This window comes from Sphaerisporangium sp. B11E5, from assembly GCF_039871875.1.
Classification (GTDB): Bacteria; Actinomycetota; Actinomycetes; order Streptosporangiales; family Streptosporangiaceae; genus Sphaerisporangium.
Genome location: NZ_JBDPMD010000001.1, coordinates 20313 through 32836 on the forward strand (window position 1 = coordinate 20313; position 12524 = coordinate 32836).

13 protein-coding genes are annotated in these 12524 nt (G+C 70.4%); 6 read left to right on the forward strand and 7 right to left on the reverse strand.

Annotation, left to right across the window (positions count from 1 at the left end):
• Nucleotides 1-126: 126 nt before the first annotated feature.
• The 4 genes from ABGB17_RS00070 to ABGB17_RS00085 all read right to left on the reverse strand — a co-directional run bounded on the left by ABGB17_RS00070 (nucleotide 127) and on the right by ABGB17_RS00085 (nucleotide 4288).
• Complete coding sequence (locus ABGB17_RS00070; RefSeq protein WP_347625958.1) at nucleotides 127-1281, reverse strand: mandelate racemase/muconate lactonizing enzyme family protein; 1155 nt, start codon at nucleotides 1279-1281, stop codon at nucleotides 127-129.
• A gap of 34 nt (nucleotides 1282-1315) precedes the next feature.
• Nucleotides 1316-2143, reverse strand: coding sequence for a carbohydrate ABC transporter permease (locus ABGB17_RS00075; RefSeq protein WP_347625564.1), 828 nt, complete (start codon nucleotides 2141-2143; stop codon nucleotides 1316-1318).
• Nucleotides 2143-2970, reverse strand: a complete 828-nt coding sequence (locus tag ABGB17_RS00080) for a sugar ABC transporter permease (RefSeq protein WP_347625565.1) — start codon at nucleotides 2968-2970, stop codon at nucleotides 2143-2145. The genes ABGB17_RS00075 and ABGB17_RS00080 overlap by 1 nt, the downstream gene beginning before the upstream one ends.
• Nucleotides 2971-3136: 166 nt before the next feature.
• Nucleotides 3137-4288, reverse strand: a complete 1152-nt coding sequence (locus tag ABGB17_RS00085) for an extracellular solute-binding protein (RefSeq protein WP_347625566.1) — start codon at nucleotides 4286-4288, stop codon at nucleotides 3137-3139.
• Between the two features lie 277 nt (nucleotides 4289-4565).
• Between ABGB17_RS00085 and ABGB17_RS00090 the strand changes: the two genes are divergently transcribed.
• The 6 genes from ABGB17_RS00090 to ABGB17_RS00115 all read left to right on the forward strand — a co-directional run bounded on the left by ABGB17_RS00090 (nucleotide 4566) and on the right by ABGB17_RS00115 (nucleotide 10147).
• Entirely contained in the window at nucleotides 4566-5336 is a 771-nt protein-coding gene (locus tag ABGB17_RS00090) for a FadR/GntR family transcriptional regulator (RefSeq protein WP_347625567.1), read from the forward strand.
• A gap of 25 nt (nucleotides 5337-5361) precedes the next feature.
• Complete coding sequence (locus tag ABGB17_RS00095; RefSeq protein WP_347625568.1) at nucleotides 5362-6210, forward strand: fumarylacetoacetate hydrolase family protein; 849 nt, start codon at nucleotides 5362-5364, stop codon at nucleotides 6208-6210.
• Nucleotides 6211-6229: 19 nt separating this feature from the next.
• The gene (locus tag ABGB17_RS00100; protein WP_347625569.1) at nucleotides 6230-6985 is read left to right on the forward strand and encodes an SDR family oxidoreductase; all 756 of its coding nucleotides are present in this window, start codon (nucleotides 6230-6232) and stop codon (nucleotides 6983-6985) included.
• Nucleotides 6982-7893 carry an aldo/keto reductase gene (locus tag ABGB17_RS00105; protein WP_347625570.1) on the forward strand — a complete coding sequence of 304 codons (912 nt, stop codon included), beginning with the start codon at nucleotides 6982-6984 and terminating at the stop codon, nucleotides 7891-7893. Before ABGB17_RS00100 ends, ABGB17_RS00105 begins: the two co-directional genes overlap by 4 nt.
• Nucleotides 7883-9136, forward strand: coding sequence for a nickel-dependent lactate racemase (gene larA, locus ABGB17_RS00110; RefSeq protein ID WP_347625571.1), 1254 nt, complete (start codon nucleotides 7883-7885; stop codon nucleotides 9134-9136). The genes ABGB17_RS00105 and larA overlap by 11 nt, the downstream gene beginning before the upstream one ends.
• A 96-nt stretch (nucleotides 9137-9232) precedes the next feature.
• Nucleotides 9233-10147: an aminoglycoside phosphotransferase family protein gene (locus ABGB17_RS00115; protein ID WP_347625572.1), complete on the forward strand. Its 915-nt coding sequence runs from the start codon at nucleotides 9233-9235 to the stop codon at nucleotides 10145-10147.
• Here the strand turns inward: ABGB17_RS00115 and ABGB17_RS00120 are convergent.
• The 3 genes from ABGB17_RS00120 to ABGB17_RS00130 form a co-directional block, all read right to left on the reverse strand.
• Nucleotides 10073-10732 (reverse strand): hypothetical protein, encoded by a 660-nt coding sequence (locus ABGB17_RS00120; protein ID WP_347625573.1) that lies wholly within the window; start codon nucleotides 10730-10732, stop codon nucleotides 10073-10075. The two genes, ABGB17_RS00115 and ABGB17_RS00120, sit on opposite strands and share 75 nt — an antisense overlap.
• 118 nt (nucleotides 10733-10850) lie before the next feature.
• Nucleotides 10851-11537, reverse strand: a complete 687-nt coding sequence (locus tag ABGB17_RS00125) for an SDR family NAD(P)-dependent oxidoreductase (protein ID WP_347625574.1) — start codon at nucleotides 11535-11537, stop codon at nucleotides 10851-10853.
• A gap of 320 nt (nucleotides 11538-11857) precedes the next feature.
• Complete coding sequence (locus ABGB17_RS00130; RefSeq protein ID WP_347625575.1) at nucleotides 11858-12466, reverse strand: TetR/AcrR family transcriptional regulator; 609 nt, start codon at nucleotides 12464-12466, stop codon at nucleotides 11858-11860.
• Between the last annotated feature and the right edge of the window lie 58 nt (nucleotides 12467-12524).

Here is a 12524-nt window from a genome sequence, read left to right on the forward strand (position 1 = left end):
GCCGGCGCGCGGACATTCGAGGATCACCTCTGTCGTCCGCGCGCTCACGTCCGTGACTTGGGGGCGAGCCGGCGCCCTTCGGGGCACACCCTGGGCGGCCGGCGGCTCAAGGGGCCGGCCGGCGGCTCAGGGAGCGGGCCGGTGCTGCTGGGCGGCACCGTGATGGGCCACCGCCAGCAGCCTCCGGCCGGCGTGCTCCGGCCGGATGTGGGGGCCGTTGGCCGGCACGCCGTCCGCCCGGCCGGTGGCGGTGAACGCGGTGATCGCGGCCTCGTCGATCGTGACACCCAGGCCCGGCCGGTGTCCGAGGACGAACGCGCCGTCCTCGACGTGCAGGTCGAGGGACACCCCGAGCGGCGGCCGCAGATCCTGCAGCTCGCTGGCCAGGTGGTTGGGCACCGACGTCGCGGCGTGCAGCAGGCCCACGGGAGTGGTGCCGATCGGGCTGACCGGCAGGTCGTGGGCGTGGGCCAGCGCGGAGACCCGCAGGAAATGCGTGACTCCCCAGACGGCCGCCGTCTGGACGATGTCGAGGGCGCCCGCGGCCAGCAGCGGGCGGAACTGCTCCAGCCCGGTGAGATTCTCCCCGCTGGCCACGGACGCGCGGATCCCGCGGCCGACGGTGGCCAGGCCCTCGGCGTCCCACCGCCGGACGGGTTCTTCGATCCAGGTGAGGTCGAGGGTGCGCTCGATCTCGCACACGTGCCGGACCGCCTGCTTGCGCGTCCACGCCTCGTTCACGTCGAGCATCATGCTCGGCCGTGATCCGTGCGCGGTCTCGGTCAGGACCTCCCGGACCAGCGTCAGGCGGTGCAGGTCGCGCTCGATGTCCAGACCGCCCTTGAGCTTGGCCGCACGCAGGCCGTGCCCGGCGTAGACCTCGTACAGCGATACGAGTTCCTCGTCGCTCACGCCGATGTCCAGGCCCGAGGCGTAGGCGGGCACCCGCCGGTCGCGGCCGCCCAGCAGGCGCCAGAGCGGTTCGCCGGCCGCCTGTGCCTTGATGTCCCACAGGGCGGTGTCGAGGGCGCCGATGGTGCCGAACACCGCGCCCGCGTGCCCCGCCTTGAACGTCCGGCGGAGCATGCGGTCGTAGAGCGCCGTCACGCCGCGCGGGTCCTCGCCCTCGATGGCGGCGAATATCGTGTCGAGTTCGACGTGCGGCCCGAGACCGACGCCGGTGATGCCCTCATCGGTGTCCACCATGATGATCGGCACCGAGACGTTCCCGTCGGTGTAGACGCCGTTGGCGTCACCGACGGGGCGGCCCCATTGCTGCACCGTCGTCAAAGTCCGATACCCCGAGATCCGCATGTCAGCCCTTCGTGGAGCCGGCGGTGACACCGTCGGCGATCTGACGCTGGAGGAACAGATAGAGCAGCAGGACGGGTATCGCGGCGATCAGGACTCCTGAGGCGAAGGTGGGGATGTCGTCGGAGTACTGTCCGCGCAGCGAGGTGACCCCGATCATGAGGGTACGATGCTCGGCCGACGGCATCATCACCAGAGCGATGAGCACGTCGTTCCAGCAGAACAAGGTGTCGAGGATACCGACCGACAGCAGGGCCGGAGCACCCAGCGGGATCATGATCCTGCGGTAGACGCCGTAGGTCGTGTTCCCGTCGATCCTGGCCGCGTGGATGATCTCCGCGGGGATCGTCCGGTAATGGCTGGTCATCAGGAAGACGGTGAACGGGAGGAACTGCGCGACGTAGGCCAGGACCAGCCCCGGATAGGTGTCGATGAGGCCGGTGTCCGCCATGACCCGGGCGAGCGGCACCATGATCACCTGAAACGGGACGAACAGCGCCGCGAGGATGCCGAGGAAAAGCAGCTTGGACCCGCGGAACCGGAGCTGGCTCAGCGCGAAGCCGGCCATCGAACCGATGAGCAGCAGCAGGATCACCGCGCACGCCACCACGATCACCGAGTTGGCGAAGTACCGCGCCATGCCGACGCTGTTCCACGCCTCGGAGATGTTGTTCATCTGCAGCGAACTCGCCGGGGAGAACCGGTCGAGGATGTACTCCCGCCGGGTCTTCATGGCCACGTTGACGGTGAACACCATCGGGTAGATGGTCGCGAGGGCGAGAGCCGCCATCGGGACGGCCGCCACCCATCTGCCCAGACGTCTGCCGGACATCAGTCCTCCCTTCCCGCGCGGCGCAGCACGCTCACCTGCGCGAGCCCCACGACGAACATGATCAGGAAGAGCACCGTCGACGCGGCCGACGCGAGCGCCGGGCGGTTCATCTGTCCCTGCTGGGTCCAGATGTAGAACTCCGGCAGGTAGGTCGACCCCTCCGGGCCCCCGGCGGTCATGACGTAGAGCAGACCGAACATGGAGGTGAGCAGCCCGATCATGGTCGTCACGAAGACGAACTGGATGGTGCGGGACAGCCCGGGGATGATCACATGCCAGATGGTCTGGGGGAGCGACGCGCCGTCCACCCGGGCGGCGTCCAGGAGGGCGGAGTCCAGGGTGGAGAAGCCGGCGAGGAACACCACCAGGGCCATCCCGAACGTCGCCCAGATCTGTACGCCGACGACCGTGAACATGGCCACGCCGGGGTCGCCGAGCCAGTCGATCGGGCTGATGCCGATCACCCCGAGGGCGGCGTTCAGCGGGCCGTCGAAGGCGAGGATGAGGTTGAAGATGGCGCCGACGATCACCGGCGAGAGCACGGCCGGGAAGAAGTAGACGCTGCGGTAGACCCGGTTGCCCGGCACGCGCAGGTAGATGAACGTCGCGAGCAGGCCGGGGATGGCCACCGCCACGGGAAGCAGCAGCACCAGCAGCCCGACGTTGCCCAGCGCGGTGCGGAACAGCGGGTCGTCGAGCAGTTCGGCGTAGTTGTCGAGGCCCACCGCCGTCCCGTTGAGGTCGCCGTCGCCCGTGAAGGAGTAGTTGACGCCGAGGAGCAGCGGCCAGAGCCGCAGTGTCAGGATGATCAGGACGGCCGGTGCCACCAGTACCAAGGGTGCGAAGCGTTCGGCCCGCGACCCCGCGCGTGAAGTGCGTCGCGGTCGTGTCCCGGTGTCGCCGTGGCGGGCTCGCCGCCCGGATTTGGTCCCGTCGGCCGGCCCGGTGGCGGCCGGGCTGACCGACGGAGAGGAACTTCCAACCGGCACGGGATCAGCCCGTCCCGTCCGAAGCGGCCAGTTGCTTCACCGCCTCGTCGACGCTCGCCGAGCCGCTCAGGAGCTTCTGCGACAGTCGTCCCATCAGGTCGAGGGTCTTGGACGACAGCGCGACGTGCAGCGCGGGCTTGCCGGACTTGAGCTGCGACACGAGGGTGCCGACGGCCGGGGGAGCCTGTGACACGTCGATCGTCGTGTCGGACGCGATCGCGCCGGCGTCGGAGTAGAAGGCGGTCAACGCGTCCGTCGACGTCAGGGACCGCACCAGGTCCGCGGCCGTCTTCGGGTCCTTCGTCCACTTCGCGACCGCGTACCCGATGCCGCCGTCGTACGGGAGGGCCGGTTCGGCCCCGGCGGTGACGACCGGGGCCTGCATGACGCCGACCTTGTCGCCGAGGAACTCGCCGAAGTCCTTCCAGTGCCCCACATCCGACATCAGGCTGATGATGTGAGCGGCCTTACCCGAGCTGAAGACCGAGAAGGCGTCGTTGAACATCGCGGTCGAGTTGGCACCGTCGTTGTTGAGACCGTTGTCGTTGACCTCCTTCCACAGCTTGAAGATCTGCTTGACGGCGGGGGAGTTCCAGTCCCGCTTGCCGGCGATCCAGTCGTCGTACTCCTTGGGCGTGAGGATGCCCGGGGCGAGGCCCGACATCCAGAACTGGATGCCTGCGCCCTCCTTGTTGCCGAGCGCGAAGCACTTGGCGCCGGCCTTCTTGATGGCGGCGCAGGCGCTCATCAACTCGTCCCACGTCTTCGGCGGCTGCTCGGGGTCGAGCCCTGCCTTCTCGTAGAGCGCCTTGTTGTAGTAGATGGGGTGACCCTGCAGGGTCACCGGCGCGCCGTAGGTCTTGCCGTCCTTGCTGAACGCGTCCCAGCCCGCCAGTCGCTGCTTGTCCCCGGCCACGTACTCGTCGATCGGGAGTAGCGCGTCCACGCGGTCACGGATCTGGCCGCCTCCGTTGAAGAGCATCACGTCGGGTCCCTTGCCCGACTGGATGGCCGCGCCGAGCAGGGTGTAGTACTGGTCGAACGGCTGCGCCACGAACTCGACGGTCACGCCGGGATGCGTCTTGGCGAAGTCGGCCTTGGCCTTCTCGATGTAGGAGGCCGAGGTCTTGTCGCCGGACTTCCAGTCCCAGACCACGAGCTTGCCATTCGAGTTCCCGGCCGAGGATCCCGACCCTGACGCCGATCCGGACCCCGAGCCCGTCGGTGCGGCGCTGCCACAGCCGGTCAGGGCCAGGCATGTGATCAGGGCGACCGACCATAAAGTGTGCTGCTTCATTGCTGTTCACTCTCCAGAGGGCGGCCAGCCTCCCCGGCCGTCTTTCGCGAAACGTAACTTGTATGACGTCTTACGTCAATACGTCTGACGTATACTGGGTCCGTCGCCGCTCCGTCGGCGGCTATCGGAGGAGGATGTGACAGCATCGCAGGAATCACCCGGCGGCGTCTCGACGCCGCCCACGTGGGTCCGCCGGCCCGCCAGCCTCGCCAAGGCGGTGACGGCGGAACTGGTGGAGCGCGTCGTCCGCGGGGTGTACCCGTCGGGCACGCCGCTTCCCTCGGAGTCCGCGCTGTGCGCGGCGTTCTCGGTGAGCCGGACCGTCGTCCGTGAGGCCGTGAAGGTCCTCCAGGAGAAGGGACTCGTCCAGGTCCGCCAGGGGTCGGGCACCATGGTGACTCCGCCGGCGATGTGGGACATGCTCGACGAGCTCGTGCTGGCCGCGACCATCGCCGAGGACGAGACCCTGGCGATACTCGACGACCTCGTCGTCACGCGCCGCGTCCTGGAGTCCGACATGGCCAATCTCGCCGCCCGCGTGGCGGACGAGGACACCGTCGAACGGCTGCGCGCCCTGGTCGAGCGCATGGACCAGGTCGTGGACGATCCCACCGTCTACGCCGACCACGACCGGGCCTTCCACGACACGATCATGCAGGCGTCCGGCAACCGCATCGCCCGGGGTGTGGTGCGGTCGCTGGAGAAGCAAGTCGTCAACACCGCCCGGTACATGGGCAGGACCGAGCGGGCCCTGTGCGTGGCGTCCAACCTCGGCCATCGCCGCATCTACGAGCGCATCGCCGCCCACGACTCCGACGGCGCCGCCGGCGCGATGTTCACGCACATCACCGAAGCCTGGCTCGTACGCCGGAGCGCGCCCGGCGCCCCCGCGCGCCTGCAACGTTAGGACCCATAGTGAAAGAAGGCGTTTCGTGAAGCTGTTGCGTGTAGGGCCCGCGGGCGGTGAGCGACCGTGCGTGCTCGGACCCGGCGGCCGGGTGTTCGACCTGTCGTCGCTGACGGCGGACATCGACGGCGCGTTCCTCGCGGGGGGAGGCGCCGAGCGGGTCAGGTCCGCCCTGGCAGAAGGCCGGCTGCCCGAGGCCGGGCCGTACGAGCGTGTGGGTGCGCCGGTGGCCAGGCCCGGCAAGGTCATCTGTATCGGGCTGAATTACTCCGACCACGCGGAGGAGACCGGGGCCGTGCCTCCTCCGGAGCCGGTGGTGTTCTTGAAGGCGTCCAGCACTGTCGTGGGGCCCGATGATGAGGTGCTGGTGCCGCGGGGGAGTGTGAAGACCGACTACGAGGTCGAGCTGGCGGTGGTTGTGGGGCGTCGGGCGCGGTATCTGTCGTCGCCGGAGGAGGCGGCGGGGGTGATCGCGGGGTATGCGGTCGCCAATGATGTGTCTGAGCGTGAGTTCCAGTTGGAGCGTGGTGGTCAGTGGGACAAGGGCAAGTCGTGTGAGACGTTCAATCCGTTGGGTCCGTGGCTGGTGACGGGGGAGGAGGTCGGGGATCCGCAGGGTCTGGGGTTGCGGTTGTGGGTCAATGGGGAGTTGCGTCAGAACGGCAGTACCAAGGATCAGATCTTCGGTGTGTATCACGTGATCTGGTATCTGAGCCAGTTCATGGTGCTGGAGCCGGGTGACGTGGTGAACACCGGTACCCCGGCCGGCGTCGCGCTCGGCCGTGGCCCGGATGCCTACCTGCGGGAGGGCGACGTGGTGGAGCTGGAGATCGACGGTCTCGGCCGTCAGCGCCAGCGCATGGGCCAGGCGTGAGAGCCGCGGAGGAGGAACGATGAGTGAGCCGGCGGGCAGCGGCGGCGAGTTCGAGAGTCTGGTCGCCGTGGTCACCGGAGGGGCCTCGGGCATCGGTGAGGCGGTCGCCGGCGAACTGGCCGCGCGGGGCGCCCGGGTCGCGGTCCTGGATGTCAAGGACACCGAGTTCATCTGTGACGTGACCGACGATGTGGCCGTACGGCGAGCGATCACGGCGGTGGCCGAACGGTACGGCCGCATCGACGTGCTCGTGAACAACGCGGGCATCGGCGCTCAGGGGACCGTGGCGGACAACGACGACGCCGAGTGGCTGCGCGTGTTCGACCTCAACGTGGTGGGCATCGCCCGCGTCACCCGTGCGGCCCTGCCGTACCTGCGGGAGTCCCCGTGCGCGGCGATCGTCAACACCTGCTCGATCGCCGCCACGGCCGGGTTGCCGCAGCGGGCGCTGTACTCGGCGTCCAAGGGCGCGGTGCTCGCGTTGACCCGGGCCATGGCGGCCGACCACATCAGGGAGGGGATCCGCGTCAACTGCGTCAACCCCGGCACCGTGGACACCCCATGGGTCGGGCGGCTGCTCGACGCCGCCCCCGATCCGGCGGCCGAGAGGGCCGCGCTGGCCGCGCGCCAGCCGCACGGCCGCCTGGTCAGCGCGCAGGAGGTCGCCAAAGCCGTGGCGTACCTGGCCAGCCCGGCGTCGGGCTCCACGGTCGGCGTCGAGCTGGCCGTGGACGGCGGCATGGCCGGCCTGCGCCTGAGGCCGGCGGCGTCGTGAAGGTCGACCTCGGACGGTACGGGCTCGGCACCGCGCCGCTCGGCGGGCTGTTCGCGCCGGTGAGCGAGGAGCAGGCGGAAGAAGCCCTCGCCGCCGCGTGGCACGCCGGGATCCGGTACTTCGACACCGCGCCGCACTACGGATCCGGCCTCGCCGAGGAGCGCCTCGGGCGCTTCCTGCGTGGCCTGCCGGGGAACGCGGGGAAGGCGGTCGTCTCCACGAAGGTGGGCCGCGTCCTGGTGCCAGGCCGGGGCGAGGAGGACGGCTTCCCCGGCCGGGACGGCCACGTGCGGGTGCGCGACTACAGCCGCGACGGCGTGCTGCGTTCGCTGGAGGACAGCCTGGCGCGCACCGGGCTCGACCGGTTCGACCTGGTGCTCATCCACGATCCGGACGACCACTGGGAGCAGGCAGCGGGCGAGGCCTACCCGGCGCTGGCCGAGCTGCGCGACCAGGGCGTCATCGGCGCGATCGGCGCGGGCATGAACCAGGCCGAGATGCTCACCCGCTTCGTCCTGGAGACCGACGTCGACGCGGTCCTCGTCGCGGGACGCTGCACGCTGCTCGACCGGTCCGCCGCCGTCGAACTGCTGCCCGCGTGCGAGCGGCGCGGCGTCGCCGTCATCGCGGGCGGGGTGTTCAACAGCGGTGTCCTGGCCGGCGGCGCGACCTACGACTACGCCGCGGCCCCGCCCGAGGTGCTGGAGCGGGCGCGTGAGCTGGAGCGGCTCTGCTCGTCGTACGGCGTGCCGCTGCCCGCGGCCGCGCTGAGGTTCCCGCACCGGCACCCGGCCGTCACCACCGTACTGATCGGCGCGCGCAGCGCGGCCGAGGTCCGCGAGGATCTCGACCTGGCGGCCGCCGACGTGCCGGAGCAGCTCTGGAAGGACCTGGACGATGCGGGTTGACCTGGCCTACGGCACCGGCGGGCTCGCCGTGGACCTGCCGGACGACCGGACCACGGTGATCACACCGGTCGCCCGACCGGCCGCGCCGGACGAGCCGGCCGAGTTGCGGCGCGCCCTGCGCGACCCCGTCGCGGGGCCGCCGCTGCGCGAGCGGGTGCGTCCCGGCCAGACGGTGGCGATCTCGGCGTGCGACGGCACCAGGCCGCAGCCGAGACACCTGATGATCCCGGCGATCCTCGCCGAGCTGGACGGTGTGGCCGGCTTGGACGACATCGTGCTCCTGGTCGCCACCGGCACGCACCGCGGCAACACCGGCGCCGAGTTGCGCGCCATGTTCGGCGACGAGGTCGTGGACGCCGTGCGGATCGTCAACCACGACGCCCGCGACGCCTCGTCCCTGCGCTGGGCGGGCCGCCACGGCAAGGACGTCCCGGTGTGGCTCAACCGGGAATGGCTCGACGCGGACGTGCGGATCACCACCGGCTTCGTGGAGCCGCACTTCTTCGCCGGCTTCTCCGGCGGCCCGAAGCTGGTGGCCCCCGGGCTCGCCGCCCTGGAGACCGTGCTCACCCTGCACGACGCGGCCCGCATCGGCGACCCGCGGGCCACCTGGGGGATCATCGAGGGCAACCCCGTCCATGACGACGTGCGCGCCATCGCCGCCGCGACCGGCGTCACCTTCGCCCTCGACGTCGTGCTGAACCGCGAGCAGAAGATCGTGCGGGCGTTCGGCGGCGACCTGCTCCCGATGCACGCCGCCGCCACGGCCGCCGCTCGCACGGCGGCGATGCGGCCGGTCACCGAGCCGTTCGACGTGGTGGTGACGACCAACGCGGGCTTCCCGCTCGACCAGAACCTCTACCAGTCGGTGAAGGGCATGAGCGCCGCCGCGCAGGTCGTCCGGCCGGGGGGCACGATCGTCTGCGCCGCCGAGTGCCGCGACGGTTTCCCCGACCACGGCTCCTACCGGGAGGTGCTCACCTCCGCGGCCTCGCCGGACGCCCTGTTCGAGGAGATCTCCCGCCGCGCCGTCACCGTGCCCGACCAGTGGCAGGTGCAGATCCAGGCCCGCATCCAGCGGACCGCCCGGGTGGTCATGCACACGTCGTACATGAGCGACGCCGACCTGGCCGCCGCCCACCTGGAGCAGACCGGCGACATCGCCGCCACCGTGCGCCGGCTGCCCGGCCGGGTCTGCGTCCTGCCGGAGGGGCCGATGACCATTCCCTACCTCACCGTCTGAGCGTCGTGGTCGTGACCGAGCCCGGACATCAGTCCGTCGGCGTCGGCTGAGCAGCCCGCGGTCGCACGTCGGCACGGAAGGGAGAGGAACGCGACGATGCATGCGTCAGAGGTCCCGCGTGCGGTGGGTGCGGCGATGGCGGCCGCCTCGTCGCTTGGACTGACGGCCGACGACGCGGTCGTTCTTCATGACTCGAACAAGCTCACGCTGCGTCTGCTGCCGTGTGATGCCGTGGCCCGGGTGGCGCCCGCGGCGCATCAGGTCGCGGCGTTCGAGGTCGAACTGGCGCGACGGCTCACCGGATCCGGGTGCCCCGTGGCCGCCCTCGACCCGCGAGTGGAGCCACGCGTCCACGAGCGTGACGGCTACGTGATCACGCTGTGGACCTACCACGAACCCGCGACGCCTGCGGAGATCTCACCGGCCGGTTATGCCGATGCGCTCCAGCGGCTGCACGGCGGCATGCGCGAGCTCGACGTCCCGACCCCGCACTTCACCGATCGTGTCGAGCAGGCTCAGCAGCTCGTGGCGAGCCGTGACCGCACGCCGGCGCTCGCGGACGCCGACCGGGAGCTCCTCGGCGACACGTTGCGAAGCCTGCGACGCGCCATCGGGGAGCGCGGCGCCACCGAGCAGCTCCTGCACGGCGAGCCGCACCCGGGCAACGTGCTCGCCACGAAGAGCGGGCCGCTGTTCATCGACCTGGAGACGTGCTGCCGCGGCCCTGTCGAGTTCGACCTCGCCCACGCGCCCGAAGAGGTCGGCGGCCACTACCCGGGTGCCGACCAAGACTTGCTGCGCGAGTGCCGGATCCTCGTGCTGGCGATGATCACGACCTGGCGCTGGGATCGGGACGACCAGCTCCCGGACGGACGCCGGCTCGGCACGGAGTGGCTCAGCCAGATCCGGGCAGCGCTCGATCGCGAATCCCCGTCCTCACCTTCCGCCGCGATCCACGACCTCCCGGACCGCGGCGGTCCGGTTCGTGCGCATGGCGCGGGCCCGCCATAAGGGATAGAGGAGGGCGGTGAGAAGGCAGAACAGCGGCGCCGGATGGCCCAGGACGAATTCGGCCAGTGTGAAGTCGAGCGCGGGGGCCAGCAGGACGAGAACGGTCACCCAGACGGCCGGCGCGGGGGGCTTCACGCGCGCCGCCGCCCAAGGGGTGCGCTTCCACGGCTTGGCCACCGACAGCCATGCCTGGAAGGCGATGGCCGAGACCATGACCAGTGTGCCGGCCGGCAGGACGGGGTCGATGTCCCGCGTGTTCTCGGCGAGCGCGCCGAGGCGGGGGCCGAGCAGGAAGATGCCCACGTAGAGCTGGGACAGGGTGATGACGAACTTGATCATCACCCACCAGTACTGGAAGTAGCCCCATCTGGTCATCGCGGACAGCATCAGCCCGGTGAAGGCCGAGGCGTTGGCGAGGTGCAGGAGGACGTGGGTGTCGAGCAGTTCCGCCATCGCGTAGCCGCTGCGGTCGCCGGTGGTCGCGCTGTAGGTCCCGAGCGCGAACAGGGCGAGCGCCTGGCTCAGCCAGCCCACGGAGGTCAGGACGTGCAGTGCCACCAGCAGATTGCGCATGGCCGGGCTCATCGCTCGCTCCCATGTATAGGTCGCCTACATGTAGGTAGCCTACCCATATGAAGAGACATGCCCCGCACAGCGGTCCGCGGGTGAGGCTCCCCGCGGCCCGGCTACGCCCGCGCGGCGACTACCAGGGCAGTTCCCCGTTCTCGTCCTGGAAGGTCCCTGTCGGGCCGTCCACGTCGAGAGTGGCCAGGCGCACGACGGCTCCGGCGCTCTCCTCCGGTGATCTTCCGATCCCGAAGGCCGCGGTCATGTCGGTGGCTGTGGTGCCGGGCTCCAGTGCGTTGAACTTGATGCCGGGCTGGGACTTGGCGTACTGGACTGTCAGCATGGTTGCCGCCGCCTTGGACGCGGAGTACAGCGCCAGCGGCAGGTGGAACTCGGGCCGGTCGGGGTTGTTCACCGCCCAGAACGAGCCGGCGCTGCTCGACACGGTGACCACGGTGGGGTTCGAGGACTTGCGCAGCAAGGGGAGTGCCGCTTCTGTGACGCGGACGATTCCCACCGCGTTGGTGTCGAACACCCGCAGGGCCGTGGGACCGTCGAGGAGTTCGTTCCCGAGGATGCCCGCGTTGTGCACCAGGACGTCGAGCCGTCCCTCGGCCGCACCGATCGTCGCCAGCGCGTTGCCCACCGAGGCGTCGTCGGTCACGTCGAGTTGCACGAACCGTGCGCCGAGGGCGGCTGCGGCCTTCTCGCCTCGCTCGGCGTCGCGCGCACCGATGTAGACGGTGTGCCCCAGTCCCAGAAGTTGTCTGGCTGTCTCGAAACCGATGCCCTTGTTGGCCCCGGTGATCAGCGTGACGGTCATGGGTTTCCTCTCGAAGTGTGTGCGGGGTCAGCCGGGCTGCCGGAGTGGTTCACCGGCGCCGCGCGGGGCCGTCATGTGCCCGAACCGCCGAAGAGGCCGATCCCGTACTGGCCCTCGAGTAGCCGCACGGATCTGACCTGGGCCAACTTCCGCATCAACCGATGCAGAAGTCCACTGTAGCAGGTTCTGTACTGACCACTCCAGAACTGTCGCCGTCCGGGTGGACCGTCCGGAACCAGGTTCTCTGGATCAGCAGGGACTGCCCGGCCTGACCCGTCGGGACTGCGGTGGCGACGGAGAGGACGCCCGGCGGACGGCTCTCAGCAGGGCGGCCAGGTGCGCAGGGCGGCGTCGGCCACGTCCTGGAGCTCGTCGCGCCCCACGCCGCCGGCGGCTTGCACCGCGATGCCGTAGGCCAAGGCGGTGACGTAACGGGCGAGCAGCGCCGGGTCGGTCTCCGGCGGCAGGTCGCCGTCGTCGACGGCTCGTTCGAACCGTTCCCGGATGCGGGAGTAGCCACTGTCCCGCCACGCGACAAGGAGGTCGCGGGCTCCACGGCTGGAGTCGCCGGTAGCCAGGGCACCCTGGACCCCCAGGCACCCGTTCGGCCCGGCCGGGCGGGTGGTGGTGCGGACGGTGCCGGCGAGGAGCGCGGTGACGACCCCGAGTGCGGTCGGCTCCTCCAGGGCTCGGTCCAGGTAGGCGCTCGGGCCCTCGGTGTAGCGCTCCAGCGCCTTGCGGAACAGCTCCTCCTTGTTGCCGAAGGCCGCGTACATGCTGGTGGTGGAGATGCCCATCGCGTCGGTCAGGGTGGCCAGGCTGGCCCCCTCGTAGCCCCGCTCCCAGAACACCAGCAGGGCACGCTCGAGCGCCTCGTCGGCATCGAATCCCCGCGGCCGGCCGGTCGGGCGGCGCTGTCCGGTCTCCACCCCACCCACTCTACCGTTTCTGCATCGATCGATCCGAAATGCGCGGAGCCGCCACCCG